Origin of the sequence: Paenibacillus sp. FSL R5-0341 (assembly GCF_037975235.1) — a bacterium.
In the GTDB taxonomy this organism is placed as follows: Bacteria; Bacillota; Bacilli; order Paenibacillales; family Paenibacillaceae; genus Paenibacillus; species Paenibacillus amylolyticus_A.
Window position 1 is genome coordinate 4,122,354 of sequence record NZ_CP150241.1, and the last position, 21,552, is coordinate 4,143,905.

Genomic DNA, 21,552 nt, shown 5'->3' on the forward strand with positions numbered 1-21,552 from the left:
AAAGGTACATTTGTGTTTCCCGCTTCTAAACCAACCTTTGCAATACGAGTTGTCCTAGTCCGCTCCAGCGTAAGAATGTAATCCGGCAATGATCAGATTCACTCCAACCAGCGTAAACATAACGACCAGGAAGCCAAGAACTGCAAGCCATGCAGACTTTTGACCTTGCCAACCTCTGGATAAACGCAAATGCAGATACACACTATAATATAGCCATGTGATTAATGCCCACACCTCTTTGGGGTCCCAGCCCCAAAAGCGACTCCAGGCAATCTGAGCCCAGATCATGGCAAAGATTAATGCTCCCAGCGTAAATATCGGAAAACCAATGGCAATCGCGCGATAACTAATCTCATCCAGATCATCGGCATCGATTCCATCCATCATCGGCTGTAACGCTTGTCCAAGTGGTCTGCGCACAAGAAGTCGTACAATTCCATACAGGATCAGACCTACAATAAGTGACCAAACCACCGTATTCAGCTTGCGCCCGGCATTTACCCCGTTCATCCAGGAAGGCGTCTCAAGTAAAGGTTTTTTCATGCCAAGAAACGGTGTCATGCTCTCCACTTCGCTATTATATGGTGCAAAAATCGGAGGCATGCGATAAATCACTTTCTCTATTGTACTATTTTCCTGTACCTCTGTGTCAATGCTGACCGTTTTCTGTACAAAAACCGTCTCGTAACCAGCGGCACGAAAGGCAAATACCGTTCCGATAAATCCGATGACTACGACAATGGTAATCAGCGTGAATTCAACCCATCCCCGTTGGCGTCTTGAAGACTTGTCTTTCCCACTGAAATCAACGGTACGAAGCAAATACATGAATCCTGCAGCAAAACCTACGGCGAAGAACGCTTCACCAAGCGCGGCCAACGTCACGTGAATTTTCAGCCAGATGGACTGAAGTGCCGGGATTAATGGTTGTACCTCCTGAGGAAATACAGCGGCATACGCCATAATAATGATGGTAAGTGGTAAGGCAAACAAACCAAGTAATGACTTGCGGTATATGGCATAAACAACAATAAATGCAACCATGATCATCATGGAGAGAAAAGACATGAACTCGTACATGTTACTAACAGGGATATGACCTGCCCCAGCCCATCGGGTTACAAAAAATACGATATGCGCCGCCAAAGCGACAGTCGAAGCGATAAAAGCTCTTTTACCCCAGCGATTCATATGGTCCAAAGGATCACGATTACTCCATTTTTTGCCCATTACCGCGACAGCATATAACAAGAATGCAGCACAATAGAGAAAGAAAGCTACGATAAATGCGTCGCTGCTGAAATCCAATAAACTCATGCTTGGTTCCCCCCGTTATCCAACGACTTCTCTTCCACTTCCAGATTCATCTGTTTCAACACTGCTGCAACTTCACGCCTGAAGCCAAACCAGTTTTTGTTGGTATGTCCACCCAAGGTAAGCTGTTTATCATCAAAACGAATCCAGATGCGGCGATGATGCCAATAAAAACCCATGATCAGACCCAACATAACAATACCGGCTCCTACCCATACAAAAGGCATTGCCTTATCCACTCGTATGTTGAGATAACTTACGGACTGAATAATATCGACCTTGTCCATGCTGTCTACTTCAAGTTGTAAAGGAATCTCAGCTCCAATTAGCTGTTGGTTAATCGCATCCTGTTGAAACCTTTGTTTATCAATCTGCTTCGCAAAATAAAGATATTGTATCCCCTCTTCAGGCAGATCCGGTCCTTTGATGAGAAAGAGAAAAGCAGGTGCATTAGGTGAAGGCGATTTTGATTTGGGCTGACCATTCTCATCCAACCCAAAATCCATAAACTTCTCTTTCACCGTCAGATGATAATGTCCTGCTTCAAAAGTTCTTTGGGTATCTACCATATCGATTTTAATTGCACCGTATACTTCACCCGTCTTGGTATTGACCAGATCAGGTGTTACGGACCGAATGGTGGGTGTCAGATCATAATCAAACTGATAGGCTTTCAGACCGTTATAATTCAATGGATGATTCACCCGTACATCATGCCTCGCTACCTCAGCTAACTGAGGTTTCTTCGAGAGATCTGAACAATCCGCTGTACATTCATACAAAACAACTTTCGTTTCAAACAGTTTTGGAACGGTCTTATTCAGGTTACGGAATTGCTCTGGTACTTCTTCCTCGCTGTAGAATTCAACATTAAACTGTTCATTTTGCAGATACATCGACGTATTCGGGATCTTTTTGATCTCACCTTCAGGAAAAGCGACATGCTCGTCCAGATTCAGACCAGGAAGTCCTCGTGCGAGCACCGCCAGCAAAAATATAATGAGTCCGATATGAATAACATATGGGCCCCATCGACTGAATCGCTGTTTCTCGGCGAGTAATGCATCACCCTGCGTGTGCACACGGTACCCTTTCTTTTTCAGCGGCGTAACCGCTTTCTTAATCCAGTCTTCTGGTGCCTCTTCAATGGAACCTTGGTACACCAGACGCTGTCTTGTCAAAAATTGCGTATGTTTGCGTATTCTCTGTTTATTCAGTGCTTTATAGAGCGGTAAGACGCGATCCAGACTGCATATCACCAATGATGCACCAATCAGCACCAGCAGTAGAATAAACCACCAGGATTCGTATGTATGGGATAGACCCAACAGATAATAAATGTGACCCAGCTGACCGTATGTTTCTTTGTAATACACGGAAGGATCAATATTCAAGAATGTACTTTCTTGCGGATAGATCGTGCCAAGCATAGAGCCTACAAGCGTAAAGACAATCATATAGACGGCAATTTTGACGGATGAAAAAAAGTTCCATATGCGGTCAATGATATTGGGATTACTCCGCTGTGAACGGCGCGCCATGCCATCATAGCGCATTTCCAGCACTTCATCCGATTTAGCTTCAGCCTCCAGCAGCGGTTTCCCACATGCTTCACATAATACAGTGCCTACCGGATTCTGGTGTCCGCACTCACATTTGGTATTTTGGAACACGAATAGACCTCCTGTCAGGGCTGCTTCGCCAGTTGCGAAATTTGAGCGTCAAGTGTGTCCAAATCAAGTTGCCCGATATGAATGGTAGAGATTTTGCCCGTGTCGGATACAAAGAATGTCGTTGGCATCGGAGAGATTCCGAAATCACGAACCGAGTTTTTCTCCCGGTCCAGCATGATTGGAAACGTAACTCCAACTTGCCTTACAAAATTATCCACCGTCATCTGGTCTTCCCCAACATTAATCCCGACAAATTGTACTCCTTGGTCCTTCCATTTGTCAGCTTGCGCCTGAAGTGCAGGCATTTCTTTAACACACGGTTCACACCACGTGCCCCAGAAATTGATCACCATCGCTTTTCCTTTGTACTCATCAGACGTATGAACTTGACCATCCAGGCCCAGCAGTTCAAAAGAAGGAGACTTGTCCCCTTCCTTTGGTTTGCCATTCGAGCCGGATACCGATGTGGTAATCGCATATCCGCCCAACACCAGGATCAATAACAAAATGACGATTTGCACCGTTCTTCTTGATTTCCCCATGTGCTGCTCCCCTTTTAAGTCAGCATTTTGCATAAATTGATTTTAAACGCTCCCGGGTACAAGAATTAGACGAATAACACCATTTCGATCTAATTCTTGCTGATTGAAAGTCTCTCCGGGGATTTATGCAAAAAGCTTGAGTGACTGTAGCATTCGCATCTCGTTGATCTCAGACAACTGTGAACATCCTATGAACAATTATAGCGAACTTCGTCACAAAACTGCGGCGCTTTTATGAAAATTATGTGTCCTCACATTACCTTTTTTTCATTTTTTTGGCTGGTTCTGATTGTGCGAGTGTAATCAGGTTGTTGACTTCCTCTTTGGTCAGATTGCGTGTCAAACCACGTTTCAGGTTTTGTAGCAAAATACCACCAAACGAAATCCGTTTCAGTCGGGTTACCGGATGGTTGATCGCCTCGAACATACGTCTAACCTGACGGTTACGCCCTTCATAGATCGTAATGGAGATCACCGACTCATTGGCCGCTGTATCCACATCTTTGTACTCTACCTCTGCAGGAGCAGTCATGCCGTCATCCAGCATAATGCCTGTCTTTAATTTCTCCAGAGCAGTACCATGCGGTACACCTTTGACCGTTGCATGATACGTTTTGGGTACGTGATGCTTCGGATGTGTCAACAAGTGTGCAAACTCACCATCATTCGTCAGGATCAATAAGCCCTCCGTGTCATAATCCAGACGACCCACAGGGTATACACGTTCCTTGACACCTTTCAAGTAGTCGGATACAATTTTCCGACCTTCCGGGTCAGATGCACTTGTGATAACGCCTTTAGGCTTATTCAACATCAAGTACACTTTTTTCTCACTGCGGATTGGTTTTCCATTAACCGTAATCATATCCTCTTCGGGGTTCGCTTTCGTACCCAGTTCGGTTACGACCTCCCCGTTAACTTCTACTTTGCCGGACAGGATCAGTTCCTCGCTCTTGCGGCGGGATGCAATGCCTGCCTGTGCGATAATTTTTTGTAATCTTTCCATGTTTGTCATGTCACCTCACACTAATGATACCCATCACGCAGGGAAATCACAAGGATTATCCAAGGATTTTGTAAACTGGCGTCACAAATATCCATTTTAGCCTACCTTCCTTCTTCAGAAGGATGCAAAAAAAAGGCTTACCCTTACACTACCTGTTGAACACAGATGGCATAAAGATAAGCCTTTTTCTCAAATCATTCAATTGGAAACTTTACCGGCAACCGCAACCTGCTTTTTGGCAGGCGTGGTGCTATCTTTAATGAAAGACTGCAATGTTTTGGAAGTAATATAATAGGTTCGTCCACCATACACAAACGTCATCATGCCGATTACCCGGTTATTCTGATCCAGAACAGGGCCACCTGAATTACCTTGTGCCATGGATTTCACAATACTGCCGATTCCCTTCTTGCCTGGAACATCCGAAGCCTGGGAACTGAACACCCGGCTTTTTGCTATCGTATTGTAGGTTGAAGGGAAATCTTCATCCAGAATGACCAGATCACCAGCAGGATTTTTGGGGAATCCAATGGTGTAGACGACCTGGTTATCCCTTGCGTTCGTGAACGTAACCGGTTTGGCGTCTATCTCCTTGTCCAACTTCAGCAATGCCATATCTGTCACCGGATCTGTTTTAATGATCTTTGCCTTTACAGGCTGACCCAACGAACCCGGACTTGCAACAGTCAGTGTGCCTTCATCACCATCAGACAGTTCAGCATAACTCTGAACGACATGGTAATTCGTGAGCACTTCATCCTTGGAGATCAGTATTGAGGTACCAACATCATAATATACCATATCGGGTTCATTCTGCTTGACCAAACGTACATTCACGACTGGAAAAGAATCCGCTGTGACCGCCATTTGTGCACGCAGCTGTTTGTCGAAGTATCCTGTAAAATGTATCGTCTGAACGGCTTGAGCCGCCGCCAGCCCCGTTGACCCTGCGAGCATTGCAATGGCAAGCACGCCTGTCATTCCGACACGGAGCATTCGTTTCCAACTCTTCTGCATGTCTCACTCTCCTCCGCTATTATTCTAGCATATCTAATATATCGGAAGGAAAGGAGATATCTTTTAACCAAAAACGAGCAAACAAATGGCGAGCGCAGCAATAAAACCAACGACATCGGAAAACAACCCTACTTTGAGCGCATACCGACCGTTCCGTATGCCTACAGCTCCAAAATAGACGGTCAGCACGTATAACGTGGTATCTGTACTTCCCTGAATGGTAGATGCCATGCGTCCAATCATGGAATCAGGGCCATGGGTTTTGATCAGATCGGTTGTAAACGCAAGGGAGCCTGTCCCGGTCAACGGACGCAGAATCCCGAGTGGCAAGACTTCCCCCGGTACACCCATCCAGGATACAAGAGGAGCTAACAGGCTAATCACAAAATCCAGTGCACCCGAGGCACGAAAGACGCTGATTGCGACCATCATGCCCACGAGATGCGGGATTATGCTAATTGCAGTAGAGAATCCATCTTTGGCCCCATCAACAAAGGATTCGTATACCGGGACCTTTTTGGTAAACGCATATAATGGAACAAACGCGATAATAACCGGGATGGCCCAGACAGAGATCCAGTTGATGAAGGTTAACAAGGGTGCTCATCCTTTCATGCCGGGATTGCCACTTTTCTGTATGCGCGGCGGTTTATGTAATGCCCTGTTTCGATACCAGCGATCGGCGATTATGGCAGCAAGTGTAGCGATAATGGTAGCCATTAGTGTTGTTCCTACAATCTCTGTAGCATTTGCGGAATGATAGTTTAACCGGATCGCAATCAGCGTTGTTGGAATAATGGTAATGCTCGCCGTATTCAGAGCCAGTAAGGTGCACATGGCAGGAGAAGCCGTTTGTTTGTCCGGATTAAGCTCTTGCAGTTGTTGCATGGCTTTGATTCCCATCGGAGTAGCCGCATTTCCTAACCCTAGCAGATTGGCACTCATATTGGAGAGAATATAACCCATCGCCGGATGATTTTTGGGCACATCGGGGAATAGAAAACCAACAACCGGACCCAGCAGCTTAGCGATCCGGGCTAGGAGACCGGCATCTTCAGCCATTTTCATCATGCCCATCCAGAACACAAGCACACTGATCAGTCCAAAACAGACCGTGACTCCCGTTGCCGCTCCATCGAAAGCGGCTTGCGTGACCACTTCGATATTGCCGTTGATGGCCGCAAAAGCAAATCCGATTAAGATCATGAGTAGCCAAATTAGATTGATCATGGGTTACATCCTCCCTTCAAAGGTGATTTAGTTAAGGAGATAACAGGTGACTTAACACGGCACGCCATGCAGCTGCCCAGGAAGAGACATTGCCGATTCCACCCATTGTAGCCTCTTCTGTCTTCGGCTCAGGAGGAATAAAACTACCTTTGCGATATACCGGAATCGAGCCCACCAGTTTGCCGTCTAACTGCATATCAATGCGACCCGCCAACCCGAACGAAGGATCTGTTGATGGTCCCTTGCCTTCCGTTTCTGACTGTGTTCGATTCTGGTGCAGAATCAACTTCTTGGTCAATGAGCTTTGCTCACTCTTAGCCAGTGGGTACCAAAATCCCCGGCCTGTAACGACATCAGTATTTTGCACAGGCTGTTCTTGTTTGGCCACCTCTACCAACGGAAAGTATTCAAACCCGAAATCAAGCATCCGAGCATGATCGTTCCAATCGTTTCCATCGTTCAGCGTTACCGCAGCGAGCTGCTGTCCATTACGTGTAGCAGAGCTGACCAAACATCTGAATGCTTTTTTCGTATAGCCGGTTTTCACGCCATCCGCACCTTCATACATCCGCAGCATTTTATTTTTGTTGTGCCAGGAGTATTCCCAGCTTTCATTGGGATTCGGTGCGGATTTGTCTTCCGTAGCTACGATGCGTTTAAACACCGGATTGTGCAACGCGTAGGCAGTTAATCTCGCCAAATCATTGGCTGTTGAGTAATGACCTTCTGCATCAAGTCCGTGAGGGTTCATAAAGTGGGAATGGGTCAGACCAATTTGCTCGGCTTTTTTGTTCATTAATAGTACAAACCCTTCTTCCGACCCCCCCACATGTTCTGCGATCGCAGAGGCCGCGTCATTGCCTGAACGGAGCATTAGCCCGTACAACATGTTCTCGAGTGTCATCTCTTCACCTAACTTGAGATAGAGAGAAGATCCTTCTTTGGCGAAAGCCGAGGGAGACACTTTCACTTTCTCATCCAGCTTGCTGTGTTCGATCGCTACGATCGCTGTCATGATTTTGGTCAGGCTGGCGATGCGCAGTTCCTTATCCCCATCTTTGCTGTATAAGATCCGGCCTGATGTGACATCAATGAGAGCAGCGCTTTGAGCATGCGTAGATGGACCTTGAATCGTTGCCTGGGCTTGAGTAACCCCTAATGAAGACAGCAAGAAGACAGGGATAAGCATGCATGCAATGATTTTCGTTATTTTTCGCATCAATTCATTCCTCCGGGTCACTTGGAATCTTGTACTATCTTATGTCCGGACAACTTGGAGTATGTCCCATAGGGCAAAAACAACAAAAAATCCCTCTCGCTGGGATGCGGGAGGGGTTATGTATGAGGCACTATGTAAGTGATGAAGAGCTAGGTTAACGATTACGCCTGATCCGGTTTATCCAGCATTTTAGCCACTTTTCTCATAATTCTGGAGACTCTCATCTGGCTGATGTCTTCCATATCTGCGGTCTGGGTTTGGTTAAAACCGTCTACACGATGCTTCAACACAGTTACTTCTTTCTCACTAAGTTTGCGCTTGACCGAATCAATAACCGCATCAACGTATAACTTGTCCAGAACACCTTCTTCAATGTTCTCCCCACTATAGATGGTATCCAGCAACGTAACTGACTGGGTTTGTTGATCATCAGCACCTACTGGTTCATCCAGGTATTTCACACCTTTACCTACTTGAAGTGCTTTATTGATCTTCTCTTCTTCCTCATCAAGCAACAATGCGATTTCATGTGCTGGTGGGAGATAGCCCATATCGTGCTCAAGTCGATTGATTCGGTTAATTAATTCCGTAGCTGTGCGAGTTGGACGAATAATGCTTGCACTATCTCTCAGAAAACATCTAATTTCTCTGACAATGGCAGTGACAGCAAACGAACTGAATTTTACGCCACGGCCCGTATCAAATGCCTTAACCGCTTTGATGAACCCCAGACGGCCCAGTTGAAGAATATCATCCTTCTCCACACAATGATTCTTAATAATCATTTCAGGTTTTCCAATATACTTATGAACGGAATGCCATATCAGGTTCTCATTGACCAGAATACAGTCCCCGAGGAAATGCTCATCGAGCTTACAACGTTCAATATTTTCTACCTCATCCATAGTGTAATACTTCTTATTTGCTTGCAAATTCGTGCTAATATGTTCTGGAAATTTTCCCATTTGGATCTCCCTATGTAAAATTGATAAACGATCTTATAGTATTCAAATTCTATTGTTAAATGATGTTTATTGACCTTTTTTGATCACTTGAAGCATCTTGTTATGATGTTCCTTCACTTGATTGTAGTACCAGGGGCGAGCTTTTCCCTTAGCCACATTGCCTTCCCCCTGATTGTACGCAATGGTTGCTGTACGAAGATTCCCATCATATTTGTCCATAAGATACTCCATGTACGTAATGCTTGTTCTGATATTCGTTTTGGGCTGATATAAATCAATTTTGCTCACACCGAACGCTCTGGCTGTACTTGGAAGAATCTGAAGCAACCCAATCGCTCCATGAGATGATACACTATCCTCTAACATTCGGCTCTCCTGCCACATCATAGCCAGAATCCATACAGAATCGATATCCGTATCCTTCGTATATTGGACTGCCCACTTCACATACTTCAGTAGCTTTGCTCGGCTCACTGTTTTCTCATGGTGGAGTTCTATATACTGCTCAAGCATATCCGTCATTTGTATGAGCGCAGGTGCAACGGATTGATCTTTATCTTTTTTCTCTGGCTTTTCTTGCTTCTCTTGTTTTTCTTGTTTTTCTTGCTTCATTGGTTTTACTGGCTTTACCTGCTCTGCTTCCGTTGCTTGTTTTAATCTCTTGAAGATAACTATTTTTTCGTCGACGCGTTTGTAATTTCCTGATGCCGATAGACTCCCATATTGCGAAGCTAATATCACAACAGCAATAACAATACCTACTACTCTTTCTAAAGTGAGCAACAGATTCGCCCACCTCCTTAATGAAAGCCTCTATATAATAGAAGAAATAATCTCACACCTAAGTCAGGATTGATCTTGTTCACTTGGCTGATATACAATGATTGCTGCAAATTCCAACGTGTTACTGGATGGATCAACGGTGGAGCTAAACTCCAGTCCGGTAACGAACGTGTGTGGTTTGGATAACATCCATGCGTTGATTAATTCTTCCACACCTGCAGCGCTAGCGGACACAAACGTTTTTACAGCTAAATCCGAGGCGTAGTTTAACACTTTCATTGCTCTTCACCCGATGAGTCTTGTTCCTCTTCCTTTTTCTCTTCAATGAGTTGATTAAACTCCTCTTCGGTCAGTTCATGAATCTCCAGTTCGTAAGCACTTGTCAGAATGTACCCCATACCATCCGTTAAATGAACGTTATAAAATGTTTGTAGTTCTTCATGGAAGGCACCCTCTTCGTAGTTGAATCCAATAACGGCTTTTTCGTAACCAGCTACACAACCAGCAAACCATACGTTCGCTTTCGTTGTTGCGCCGGTTGGCGTCTGGATTTCATGCATATTGGTCGGCGCGTGGATATACTTTCCAATCATACTGGCTACGATTTCTTCCGTTAATTTATCTTCTTTTGCTTTGATCATATGTGTCATTGAATTATTCCTCCATTGAATTAAAGTCTGGTTAACATTCATGCCCTTACATTCTCTATACGTGGTATCAGATCGGCAGTTAAACTGAAGGCGCAGATGAAGTATTGGTTCCGTTGCTGCTTATGACCAAATAGTTCGTCCGCATATGGTGAACAGCCATGTCCAGATCAGCCACTCGTTTGGAGATAAATTCTTCAATCACAGGCTCCAGCTGCGTAAAACCTACACCCAAGATCGGTTTTTTATGAATATAAGCATGATGAATGATCACAATATCAGTAGAAGTCAAATGATTCATATCCAGATTAACCAAGACAGCATCGGCTTGTAGGACTACTTTCTCAATAATCAAGCCATACTCCCTGTTGCTCAAATCAGAAGCTGTCGAAGCATCATGACTTGCCCAAGCGATATCCGAAAATTCCTCCAGACGTTCCATCGCAAACCCCAAAACCACCACACTAAGCATCTTGTTCCGCCTTTCTTACTCTGTACTAATTTCTCTATACGACATAAAAAAGCACCCAGTTAAGGGTGCTCTCTCTGTTCTATGTAGGTTACTGAATCTATCTTCATCAAACTTAGGCTATTAATTGCCATTTATGACTACAATGCTTCGTATTTCTCACGAATCGCTTTCCATAACTGGGATATACGTGCCTTGGATACACCTAGCATGCCTGCAATCTCTACAAATTCATATCCCGAAGTCCGAAGTTTAAAGATTTGCTTCTCTCGTTCATTCAACTTCATATTCTCCATAATATCTGTTACAAACTCAAAATTCTCATAAGCAAAACCAGCATGACCAAGCGCTAATGCGATATCTGAGCCTTCTGATTCATCGCCACCACCCTGATCTGTGCACATAATCTGTACAGCGTTAACCACACTGAGATTTTTCTCAGACATGCATTTGCGGTACATGTCCTTGATTTTATTTTCGATAAGATGATCAACAAACGTCGACATTTTCGCTTTTTCTGCATCATACTTGTCCAGAGAGTTAACCAGTTTGATCATTATCTCCTGGGTCACATCTTCTTTTTCCATCCCGGCAAACGTTTTACCTCTAAGCTTGTGACGACACTTCTCCTGAGCTTTGTTCAGGAACATGTCTATATCCCCAATTTCAAATAAATCATCAAAACCCATAGCAGTTGTAGCAGACATTATACATTTCCCCCATTAACGATTTAATTATCTGTAGTTCGCATACTTTCTTCACAATCTAGTTGCTATCCAGCATGGTCTTACTCTACATTCTCCCTATTGCTCCCAAATCTCGCATTCCATATGTAGTCTTGTCACACATAATTGAAGCTAATAAGCCTAATTACATACAAACGATCAGGAAACCGCTCCTTTGATCCGCCTCCTCATTCCCATTCGATTACATTCAGAATAACAAATACGAACTAATGTTCGCAACATTTATTTGTTTCGTTCGCTTATATGCCTTTTAATGACTATATACGAAGTATACGTTGAAAGGTAAAGAAGCATTTTATACAAACAAAAAGACCAACACAGAGCGCACCACTGGAAAATACCAAAATGGTGGAATGTGTCGGTCTTGGTCTGACATCTATTTCGTCCCAATTACCGAAGATATGGCCTTCAAGTTCTTTAACAAGGTTATAGGCTTCGTCAAGATTATTAATCTATTCAATCGCCATAAGGGTAGTATAAGGAAATATGTAGGATATTGTCAACAACAAAATTAGTTCCTAAGAACCTGTCCAGTATTTAAACGGAAATTATTAGGTCTTAAGGCATGTTTATCTCATCATTTTTCAGCAGCACTTCAACATCCTTGTTCATCTTGAAGACTGTAATCTGTTCCGCAAAATCATGGCCAAAAAACGTTGTTTCGATGTCTTCAATCTTCAGACCCATGTTGATATAGGAGAAAACGGGATTGAAATCTTCCCTCATCATTAGTGCAAGCTTTACCTTGTATTCGGCGAAAATTTGACTTGAGTGCGATTGCATATGTTCCAGCATGAATGCTTCAGGCTTGGTGAATTTTGCTGTAAACTTTAAGATGATAAAATGATTCATGATGGAGACTCTGGTATCTACCGGCCCGCGTTCAGTAAAATCTTTTCTTATTCTGGATGCCAGCTTTGCGAGCTCTCTTTCCAAGTCTTTTATCTCAATGTCCCATCCCTCCTTGCCAATCATCCTGACCCCTTCTACTGCCCTTGAACATATGAATTCAACCTAGTTTAATCAAAACTGCTTATACAAGACAAGTTTCAATGGATGCATTAAATCAAGTCACTATCAACTTTTCATGAAAAAGGAATAGACCCCAGAACTAGGCTTGGGGTCTATCACTTTATTAACTATATTTTATAATTATTCAAATAAATTAGAATTTGATGCTGAAAAACTAACATTAGTTGACGTAAAAGCTCTATTTAATTTATCGTTTCATCGGATATCTCTATTTTGAGCAAGCTAAACGCAACCAGGTTCAAAACGACATGGGCACCATAGTCCCGTTCGATCAAATCGAACGCTTCTTCCGTGGCTCCAACCAGATCTTCCTTATCCGAGGTCATCTCGGTAGTGATGATCTCCTCATTATTCAGTGCGAAGGTCAGCCTGTACAGCATCTGTATTCGCCTCCTTAGAGGTCAATTCAATATTTCGCACATCGGCAAGATCAAGGATATGAACCACATCGTCTGTATCTTCCAACGTGATCGATTTCCCCTCGTTCTTGTGTTTGGTGAAAAGTCGGCGATATTCTTGCTTAACCTCATCCGCAGTTAACGGAATTTCGCGTACGACCTTATCCGAATCTTTCTCTTTCTGTTGCAATCTAGGATTATCTTCCATCCAGTTTACCGTCTTTTTCTTCCCACTTCCCTTGAAATAGAAATGAGCAGTAAGTTCAATATTCATCGTACAACACCTCCCGGAATAATTACGTTCTCATACTACTTTCTCTATACGCCTTGATCATCAGATCGTTAATGCTAATCTTCATATGTCGATGCGGGATTCACAAACTATTTCGTTGTTAAAAGAAAAATGGGCTGTCCCTAGCCATTATGACTTATGGAACAGCCCCTCCCTATTCATATTTCTTAACCGCTATGCGATTGTCGAATGAGTCATATATATATTGGAATTTAGTTTGAACAGGTGTTGTTCCCATCCTGGTAATGGACTTGGCCACCACTCTTCCCCCATCATCATACTGATAAATGACATCTACCAACGTAGGAAGCTGCACGAAGTCCAGACCGTCATGTCGAAATATCTCACCAATCGAAATGACCAAGAAGGAATCATCCTGTGCGTAACCTTCTGGAGAAGCTGGTAGGGTCAGTACAGGTTCTCTAACCAGCTGCTCGGTGTAGTTGTCTGTAACGACTTGTCGAATAACTCTTCCCTGATTGTCAAAAGCAAAATATGTAACCACATCTGTATAATCTACCAAATCGCTGATCGATTCCCACGGATCAATGACATTAAGGCGTTTACGTTCATCCCATGTCATGCTCACATGGGTTTCTCCATCACTGATCATATCGGCACTGTGTGTATCAGGATGTGTGTAATGATTGGCCTCAAACTCGATTTCGGACAACTTTTCACGTTCGTTCAGAGTCATGATAACGTTATGACTTCCATCTGTTAACATATCAGCACTGTGTGTATCCGGATGGCTATAGATCACCGTTTTGGTACCATTTAGATTAATCGTTCCATTCTCAGGATGGTTCGAAACTCGATCACCACCCACCTTTACATATTTCCCACCGCTGTATGTATAAGTCGTTGATTCATTTTGATTGCTTGAGTCTTGGCGTATCAGATATAATCTTCCTGCTTCTCCTACAGTTGGAAGTTCTGTTTTTAGTCTGACCGAGACCACGTTTCCTACTGACACTGCGTCCAGTCTACCATCAAGTGAGGCATAAGAATCTCTGGCTTGTTTAACTTCACGTTCTACTTTGGCAGCTTTGCTGAATGAAACAATATCCATGTGATGGTCCTCCTCTCACCTTGTAGTCAAACCAACGACCTCAATATCGAAGTTGGCCACATCTGTACCCAGATTTTTTAACGACAAGTGAAGTGTTGAAGTCCCATCTACGTCCTCATATGGCAAATCGATCATATCGTAAATCCCTTCCATAAAATTTCCCGTTGAGTATTGGGCATTGTTGAAATAGAGAACCTCTGGATGTGGACCCGCACTGTTTAGAACATGAACTTCCACATTCGTCTCTCTGGACGGAATGACCCTAATCGTTTTGATCATGAATCGAGGATGTTCCATGGGAATATCAATCATTGCCTTCGCCCCACCCCCAACATACTCTACTCTTTGGGCAAACGATACCGGCAATAGCACTTTTCTCATCTCCTCCATCAGTTTCCATGTCCTGTTCAAGAGTCTTCCCTCCTTCTAGGAATATACGTATCCGGATACCGTCGTGGACGAAGATGATTGCCAGATGTGTTTCCACTTCCGCTGTAAGACCAATCCTCCCACGTTTTCCCCACTAACTCGGCTTGCTGGACAGGAATTTTGACCTTAATGCACCAATCAAGCCCCGCAAAATTTTGTTTTGTTTTTAGGCCTCTTATGGTGTCTCGAATTAAACCTACTCCACTGGATTGAGTCAAAAATTTATGCTTCAGTATCATATTTTTTTCGTCAGGAACTCCCACCCTGGTTCTTGGCCCATAAATATATTTATCCGTAACGTATCCAATCAATTGATCATTATGGTTGTCCAACATCCTCCATGTACCCCAACGGTAGATGTCAATTAATTCAGCCGTAGTGGATAACGTTCCTAATGAATAGACTATTTCCTTACCTTCAATGGTTAACGGAACAGCATCAAAATCGTATCCAATGCCATGGAGAACTGCCGCCTTACTCTGGGTATAGAGAGAACCGCTCTCGGCCGTCCCTACAACTTTCCCTTGATGTATAGCCATGTCCAACACCACCTTAATTCATCAGGACAGCAACCGTAGCTCCTGATAAGAAGCTCTGTCCACCAATCGACAGCGAGTATACCTTATATGTTTTAGTGCCCACTTTGATCTCATCTCCATGGGAAACTCCGGCAGAAGGTACCGCATAGATATCAATAAGCTCTCCCCTAGGACCTTCCACACCATTACACATAATAACCGGAGCAAGATGATAAAGAGACCCCCACCCTGGATTAACAGGAAGCATGGCAGAGTATGCATCGTAAATGTTATTCACCATCTGTTTATCTTTATCACGCAACGTCCGGATACCGTTATCCCCGTTGTAGCTGAGGCCAACACTCAAACTTGAGGAATCTGTCTCTGTGGCATACCTGTTCAGAATTCCGAAGTAACCCAGATTGGATATACCGGTAACCGAGTTCACATCCCCCTGCAAATAAATAATAATACGGTTTGGTTGTACTGAAACTTGATAATCGATTAATAGATTCGTATCAACGGCACTCGTATGACATAGGAAGTCCTTTTTCACTTCGACTCTGCCCAAAGGAATACTACCATCTGTTGCCAGCACATCTTCAGCCACACTCACGGTCAATGTGTTCCCCGAAGTTCCTTTCGTGTTTCCAACCTCAAGTCTGAAGAATAGTTTATCTGAACCTGTTGTTCCCACTGATTTGAGCACGATCACACTCGCTGTCTCGTAAAAAACAGACCAGGGAGATCCCGCAATCGTTTTAAAGCCTTGAACAATATTCGCGAATAATTCATTCATCTTAACTTTGCCTGTGAAATTAGCCATTCCTCATAAACACCTCCTATATTTGGAAAAGTAACGCTCTTTGTCCACCACCAAGCAGTCTGGCACCATGGAAGAACTTCGGTCTTGAATACACAGGAGCCTGGTTCGAATTGTAGTAATAACGTCCATAGTCTGTATTCGGATAATCCTGATCTATGACATGAAACACGTAATACTTGCCATCATTGCCAAGATCGAGGATCGATCCGTCCGGGTGCTGCGCACTGTTTTTAAATACAATGGAACGCATACCCTTGAATTCCCCCCTAGCTCCTTCAGATGGATGATAGACTATGAAAGGCGTAACATAGTATCTGGAACCTACACCTGGAGAAGGAATAGACTCTGTCCCAAAATTGTACAGCGCGTACTCCGTTCCATTCCGTGAAGTCATAACGACACCTCTCGGTGTATCATATTGATCTGATATGTTGTTATCCGAAGCGGATAAAGGCATATGTGGGAAAACACCATAAAATTTATTGGTAATCGCCGGGTCTTCTTGCTCTAATGGCTGGCATTTACCTAGGAATATTCGTACCGGGTAAGCTCTTTCCGGATAGTTCAGACTCTCTCCATGGATAAACAGGATATCCTCATTCGTAATAACAGACCACTTATAGTTTACATTGTTCTGTACGTTATGACACAAAAATGGCGTTTCCGTCATGAATTTATCTGTGTCCACGGGCGGATTTACGAACAGGTCTGGTGATGCCACATTGCTCCCCAGGTTCTTCAGTCCCCAGCGAATATTGACTCCCCTCGCGTGTGCAATCACACACATGGTAAACCGCATAGATGAATTTTTTTTATTGGTAAGCAGTGCATTTCCCCAGTTAGCGTAAGTTGTTTCGGCCGTATGTATGGTATCCCAGTAAGGATCGAGTGCATCCTTCAAGGTATTAACAAGTGTTGAAGTAAATAAGATTAGCGTGCTGGTAAACTCGTGTCTGCGAATCATGGTCATGCACTATACCTCCTTCTCGATCTCGAATAGCAGCACTCGTTGTCCGCCGCCGAGAAGTAACGCTGAATCGAAGAAGTAGGGTTGACCCTCAATATATTTCCCCCCAGTGGTGAACCACCCCTGAAAAGTTGAAGGATGGGCTTGAGAATTGGTATGAAATACGTAATATCTCTCATCTCCGAGGTCTAAAATGGACCCATCTGGATATTGGCTAGCGTCTTTTAATACAGCAGTTCTTATTCCATAGAATTCCCCTCTAGCGCCCTCTGTATCATGCCAAACATAAAAAGGAGAGATAAAGAATCTACCACCTACTCCAGGTGAAGGTACCTGACTACTAGTTGCTAAATTATACAAGGCATTAGGAGTTCCATTACGAGAGCTCCTAATATACCCCCCACCTGCCCGATACTTCAGTTCATCTGCTGAGTCATTTAGCCCCATTGGAAAATGACTAAAAACACCAACAAAATCATTTGAGATTAAAGGGTCCTCCTCCTCGAAAGGCTTCAGTCTTCCTAAGTAAAGTCGAACAGGATACGCAACCCCAGTATTGTTCTGAGGTTCACCATATAAAAAGATATATTGTTCACTAGTGAACAAGGTCCATTTAAAATAGACATTTGTATGAGAGCTTGTTGTATTGCTGCTTGCAATGTATGAATCCCCTGTATGTAATGGAATTTCACTTAGATGACCAACTTGAGTATATAAATCAGGAATGACTGTATCACCGTTATTACGTAAGCCTGCTCGTAATACATAATTTTTGTAATATACACGATCAGACCATGCATTCGTTTGTGCAAGATTAGTGCAAATTGTGAAAAACATACTAGGATCTTTTGTATTTTTCGCTGTAATAGTCCCATTGTTTGCTGACGTGTAATTGGAATTATTCCAAGCTCTGGGTGTAGCATAAGTATTATTGCTACTAAATGTCCATTCCCAGTGGATATCTCCATATAAATCCTGTGTCACCGTATCATATAATGTTTGAATGAAATTTGTACAATACGAGTAAAACTCATACCGACGAAGGGCACCTAACAAAATATTTTCAGCCAACTACATCACCTCCTTAGGCACCAAATCGGATTTTCATTTCGTGAAAGATGTTTTCTTTAAATACGATTAACAGAATTGATTTCACCATGTCGCTTCTCTCTGTTATGAGATTCTCTTGATAAGACTGCTCTTTGTCTCCAGCTCCATCCTCTGTCTCCACACCACTAGCAGCCTCATGAATTTCAGGTAGCCCTTTAAGTGAAGGCAGAAACTTATGAGCCACATTATCAAACAGGATATTGCTTTCAAATGCAAAGATCAGGATTTCAATTTCCTCTGTACTGAATGGCTCCGAGTGATTGCCAACTAATTTATCCATAATGGTATGTAGTGCAAACTTCACATCCTGCACGGTCCTCGTCACGTCAAATCACAACCTTTCTAATTTTTACTTGTTTGATGTTACCGCTAGCATCGTATTCAAATGCCTTCTGAACTCCCTGGCCGTCATAGATTAAGGTCTCAGTCTTAACGGTACCATCTGCATTGTAAGTAAACGATGTTTTCTTCAATAGCTGTGGAGTCAAATCTACTGAGAACACTTCTTCTGACTCAATGTCACCATTAGAGAAGTAATTATATATGACATCCAGCTCAAGTGTACTTCCTTCAAGAAAGACAAGTCTCCTCCGGATGTCCGTGTCATCGAAGGTAGCACCTCCTTGAAGCACATAATACTCTGCACCATTGTTGATTTCGCGCAGTACTCTACCCGTAATGTCACGCTGATACTCAATGGACTTAATCTGCCCATTACTCTCTGTAACCTCCTGTCGTTCCAGATTTCCATCCGGGCTATAGAAGTGCTCAATGATACGGTTAATTCCTCCATCAATCTTCTCGGTATGTACTTTCCCATCTGGATAATAGGTATATTCGGTTACCGAAGTGGTGTTAATAATAGACCCTCGACCAATGACTGTTACTCTGGCTTCCTTAGGCACATCAAAAGTAAACCGTATAAGCGTATCATTATATTCAATGTAATCGTCTCCTGCATCCATGCGTATTCCATCCAGAAATACCTCTGCGGAATTCGAACCAATCACATATCTGGGCACTTGAAAATCTCTAGTCGTTGACAACCTGCTGTTAGGTGCAGAAGTGAAATGAAATACGGATTGATGCTCCATAGTGCCTCGACTCTCAGCGAGTTCAAGGCGGCTCTGCATGTTGTCCAGTCTGTCCTTGAGAGCATCATAGACGACTCCGTTTTTATCTTCTCTTGAAGCTAAAACTTCTTTAGCAGTTGCTTCTAATTGGACTTCCACCGCTTTGATTGCCGTATGATGTGTAGCAATTGTTGTGGTTTGCTCACCAACGTTTTTTTCCAGATCATCTACACGAATTCCCAATGCAGACATGTCATTTTCAACAGAACCCTTTGTTAAGAAATACCTGAAATCCAAAGCCGTGAGTGAAGTTGTTGGAGATACCCCAACATCGAGCCCACCAATGATCATGGCATCCTTGGGCTCTTTTTGATCTGAGCTATAAGTGTATTCCCCATTTTCATGAAGAAAAATATAATATGTCGTATTGGCTTCAATGTCTGAAATGCTGAATGTCTGAGAAAACTGATCCACAATTACCTTGTTGATACTGGCTCGTCCTGCATTAATTGTAACTTGAACACTGTTATTTGTATCAAGGTACGTAGGGTTGGTAACACTGAGATCCTGAATGGGTTGCTTCGCTACAACTTCAATCGCTTTCTCCAACGTGTCAAATCGATGATCTATGGATGCCTCTGCTCCACGTGCTTCTTTCATTTCCTTCTCAGCCAGGCTCAATCTCTTCTCGTGGTCATCCTGACTTTTGGAAAGAGTGTTGACATCTGCTATTGTCGTCAGAATATCCTGCTGAACATCATCCAATCGTGAGCTGTTTGAAGTAACCTTAGTCTCGACATCGCCTAGTCTCTGCTCATGATCTTTTACTGAATCTCGGCTTTCGTGTGCAGATTCTTCTACGAGTGTGATTCGGTCGCCTAGACTGAGCGCAGACCCTCTGGCTTCTTCCAACTCTGCAAGATAGGAATCAATCTCATCATGCGTACGAACCCCAATATCACTCAATTCCTTATGACTCTTGGCGGATGATCGATGAGACTGGTTAATTCTTACTGACATTTGACCACCTCCATTCATACCTTACATGATCTATACGTAATTACTCCAATACGATTAAGTCATATGTATGTCGAATACATCTTTAGCGAAAATTTGACCTGGGAGGCATACCTGTCTTGAGATTCTTCCCTTTCCATTCGCAGCCAGAATGGATAGGACGCTCCTGGCAAAATGGTAAACGCGGTGATTGAGTAGCTGAAAGATCCAGGAACGCCTTCAACATCAGGCGCAATCTGCACTTTATCCGTTCCGCTTGTGAGCGCAAAAGTTACATTTTTAAAGTCTCCTGATATCATGGGGTTCTTGGCAAACATTCGAACTTCTTGTGTAGCAGAACCACCTGCCGTTAAATAGCCTAGAAACCGATCCGTGTTGGGATAAAGAAGCACATCGAAATCTTCTCCTGTTTCAGGATTTGACTCTTTGTAATATAAATCTGGTGTAACCTCAAAATACATTAGGTCTCCCTTGTATACCTTTATAGAATCCATGGCCTGAAACCGATTTCCATCAGGAAGCCTAATCCCGAAATTGCCCTCAAACGGATATGGATATGGATCCATGTTAAAATGTACAACCGTTTCTTCAGATCGGCATACCCGGGACTCAAGTACAACACCACTCTGATCGATTAGATCAACCACAGTTCCTTTGGTTAGATTGTCTACGGCAATAGATGTTCCTTTGTTAATTCGAATATACTGAACATGCATGGGGTGCTCCCCTTCACCCTTCAGATAGAGACCAATTTTAGGAGCTCCCCCCAGTTCTACAGAACCAATGATGTTCCAAATCAAGCCATCATCTGACCAATACGCCGTATAATAGTTGTAATCTCGAATCAAACGAATCCAAGGGTAGGTCTTTAACAAAGGCGTTGGCAAAGACACATCCAGAAACTCTTCAATCTCCATGTAATTATGTTCGTCTACAAAAACAATAATCCCACCGTAGCATCCCTCTGTATCGGGATTGTAACTGTTCTTCACATCCATAACGAATTGCTTCATATCTGTCAGAGATTTATAGAACATATAAAGCGGATCTTGACCATGTTTGAGCACCAGGCTGCCACTACCCGCTTCATAGCGAGTAGCATCGTTAGGGAGTACTTCCCATTTGGAATCCAGGTTGGAGCTTACGAACGCATCCTCATAAATCCTGCCTGACTCTTTCAATCTAGCAACACCCATATAGAACCTCC

26 protein-coding genes are annotated in these 21,552 nt (G+C 43.3%); all 26 read right to left on the reverse strand.

The window, feature by feature from the left end:
• Positions 1-54 precede the first annotated feature (54 nt).
• The 26 genes from ccsA to MKX75_RS18610 all read right to left on the reverse strand — a co-directional run bounded on the left by ccsA (position 55) and on the right by MKX75_RS18610 (position 21,541).
• Positions 55-1,317 (reverse strand): cytochrome c biogenesis protein CcsA, encoded by a 1,263-nt coding sequence (gene ccsA / locus MKX75_RS18485; RefSeq protein WP_062835220.1) that lies wholly within the window; start codon positions 1,315-1,317, stop codon positions 55-57.
• Positions 1,314-2,987, reverse strand: coding sequence for a cytochrome c biogenesis protein ResB (locus MKX75_RS18490; protein ID WP_076331373.1), 1,674 nt, complete (start codon positions 2,985-2,987; stop codon positions 1,314-1,316). The genes ccsA and MKX75_RS18490 overlap by 4 nt, the downstream gene beginning before the upstream one ends.
• A gap of 14 nt (positions 2,988-3,001) precedes the next feature.
• Positions 3,002-3,529 carry a redoxin family protein gene (locus tag MKX75_RS18495; RefSeq protein ID WP_017687661.1) on the reverse strand — a complete coding sequence of 176 codons (528 nt, stop codon included), beginning with the start codon at positions 3,527-3,529 and terminating at the stop codon, positions 3,002-3,004.
• A gap of 256 nt (positions 3,530-3,785) precedes the next feature.
• Positions 3,786-4,535 carry a pseudouridine synthase gene (locus tag MKX75_RS18500; RefSeq protein ID WP_062835222.1) on the reverse strand — a complete coding sequence of 250 codons (750 nt, stop codon included), beginning with the start codon at positions 4,533-4,535 and terminating at the stop codon, positions 3,786-3,788.
• A gap of 198 nt (positions 4,536-4,733) precedes the next feature.
• Complete coding sequence (locus tag MKX75_RS18505) at positions 4,734-5,552, reverse strand: serine protease (protein WP_339166342.1); 819 nt, start codon at positions 5,550-5,552, stop codon at positions 4,734-4,736.
• A 63-nt stretch (positions 5,553-5,615) separates the two neighbouring features.
• Complete coding sequence (locus MKX75_RS18510) at positions 5,616-6,149, reverse strand: spore maturation protein (protein WP_062835224.1); 534 nt, start codon at positions 6,147-6,149, stop codon at positions 5,616-5,618.
• 6 nt (positions 6,150-6,155) lie between these two features.
• Positions 6,156-6,782, reverse strand: a complete 627-nt coding sequence (locus tag MKX75_RS18515; protein ID WP_062835225.1) for a nucleoside recognition domain-containing protein — start codon at positions 6,780-6,782, stop codon at positions 6,156-6,158.
• Positions 6,783-6,813: 31 nt separating this feature from the next.
• Positions 6,814-8,001: a D-alanyl-D-alanine carboxypeptidase family protein gene (locus tag MKX75_RS18520; RefSeq protein WP_339166344.1), complete on the reverse strand. Its 1,188-nt coding sequence runs from the start codon at positions 7,999-8,001 to the stop codon at positions 6,814-6,816.
• A 161-nt stretch (positions 8,002-8,162) separates the two neighbouring features.
• On the reverse strand, positions 8,163-8,966 hold the full coding sequence (locus tag MKX75_RS18525; protein WP_076331369.1) for a sigma-70 family RNA polymerase sigma factor: 804 nt from the start codon (positions 8,964-8,966) through the stop codon (positions 8,163-8,165).
• A 66-nt stretch (positions 8,967-9,032) separates the two neighbouring features.
• A complete protein-coding gene (locus MKX75_RS18530) occupies positions 9,033-9,749 on the reverse strand; it encodes a transglycosylase SLT domain-containing protein (protein ID WP_339166346.1) in 717 nt (238 codons plus the stop codon).
• 63 nt (positions 9,750-9,812) lie between these two features.
• On the reverse strand, positions 9,813-10,028 hold the full coding sequence (locus tag MKX75_RS18535; RefSeq protein WP_076331367.1) for a hypothetical protein: 216 nt from the start codon (positions 10,026-10,028) through the stop codon (positions 9,813-9,815).
• Positions 10,025-10,399 carry a hypothetical protein gene (locus tag MKX75_RS18540; protein WP_139331870.1) on the reverse strand — a complete coding sequence of 125 codons (375 nt, stop codon included), beginning with the start codon at positions 10,397-10,399 and terminating at the stop codon, positions 10,025-10,027. The genes MKX75_RS18535 and MKX75_RS18540 overlap by 4 nt, the downstream gene beginning before the upstream one ends.
• A gap of 79 nt (positions 10,400-10,478) precedes the next feature.
• A complete protein-coding gene (locus tag MKX75_RS18545) occupies positions 10,479-10,868 on the reverse strand; it encodes a hypothetical protein (protein ID WP_339166347.1) in 390 nt (129 codons plus the stop codon).
• A 137-nt stretch (positions 10,869-11,005) separates the two neighbouring features.
• Positions 11,006-11,572, reverse strand: coding sequence for a sigma-70 family RNA polymerase sigma factor (locus tag MKX75_RS18550; RefSeq protein ID WP_083679489.1), 567 nt, complete (start codon positions 11,570-11,572; stop codon positions 11,006-11,008).
• Between the two features lie 597 nt (positions 11,573-12,169).
• Positions 12,170-12,586, reverse strand: coding sequence for a Na-translocating system protein MpsC family protein (locus MKX75_RS18555; protein ID WP_076331364.1), 417 nt, complete (start codon positions 12,584-12,586; stop codon positions 12,170-12,172).
• Between the two features lie 239 nt (positions 12,587-12,825).
• Positions 12,826-13,023, reverse strand: a complete 198-nt coding sequence (locus MKX75_RS18560) for a hypothetical protein (protein ID WP_076331363.1) — start codon at positions 13,021-13,023, stop codon at positions 12,826-12,828.
• Positions 12,992-13,315, reverse strand: coding sequence for a hypothetical protein (locus tag MKX75_RS18565; RefSeq protein ID WP_076331362.1), 324 nt, complete (start codon positions 13,313-13,315; stop codon positions 12,992-12,994). The genes MKX75_RS18560 and MKX75_RS18565 overlap by 32 nt, the downstream gene beginning before the upstream one ends.
• 172 nt (positions 13,316-13,487) lie before the next feature.
• Positions 13,488-14,405 (reverse strand): hypothetical protein, encoded by a 918-nt coding sequence (locus MKX75_RS18570; RefSeq protein WP_339166349.1) that lies wholly within the window; start codon positions 14,403-14,405, stop codon positions 13,488-13,490.
• A gap of 15 nt (positions 14,406-14,420) precedes the next feature.
• Entirely contained in the window at positions 14,421-14,816 is a 396-nt protein-coding gene (locus MKX75_RS18575; protein ID WP_036672279.1) for a hypothetical protein, read from the reverse strand.
• Positions 14,813-15,373, reverse strand: a complete 561-nt coding sequence (locus MKX75_RS18580; protein ID WP_339166350.1) for a hypothetical protein — start codon at positions 15,371-15,373, stop codon at positions 14,813-14,815. Before MKX75_RS18580 ends, MKX75_RS18575 begins: the two co-directional genes overlap by 4 nt.
• Before the next feature lie 13 nt (positions 15,374-15,386).
• Complete coding sequence (locus MKX75_RS18585; protein ID WP_076331358.1) at positions 15,387-16,178, reverse strand: hypothetical protein; 792 nt, start codon at positions 16,176-16,178, stop codon at positions 15,387-15,389.
• Positions 16,179-16,194: 16 nt separating this feature from the next.
• Entirely contained in the window at positions 16,195-17,148 is a 954-nt protein-coding gene (locus MKX75_RS18590) for a hypothetical protein (protein WP_339166351.1), read from the reverse strand.
• Positions 17,149-17,151: 3 nt separating this feature from the next.
• The gene (locus MKX75_RS18595; protein ID WP_339166352.1) at positions 17,152-18,216 is read right to left on the reverse strand and encodes a hypothetical protein; all 1,065 of its coding nucleotides are present in this window, start codon (positions 18,214-18,216) and stop codon (positions 17,152-17,154) included.
• Positions 18,217-18,229: 13 nt separating this feature from the next.
• Complete coding sequence (locus MKX75_RS18600) at positions 18,230-18,580, reverse strand: hypothetical protein (RefSeq protein ID WP_339166353.1); 351 nt, start codon at positions 18,578-18,580, stop codon at positions 18,230-18,232.
• Between the two features lies 1 nt (position 18,581).
• Complete coding sequence (locus MKX75_RS18605; RefSeq protein ID WP_339166354.1) at positions 18,582-20,348, reverse strand: hypothetical protein; 1,767 nt, start codon at positions 20,346-20,348, stop codon at positions 18,582-18,584.
• 59 nt (positions 20,349-20,407) lie between these two features.
• Positions 20,408-21,541 carry a hypothetical protein gene (locus MKX75_RS18610; protein WP_339166355.1) on the reverse strand — a complete coding sequence of 378 codons (1,134 nt, stop codon included), beginning with the start codon at positions 21,539-21,541 and terminating at the stop codon, positions 20,408-20,410.
• Positions 21,542-21,552: the final 11 nt, after the last annotated feature.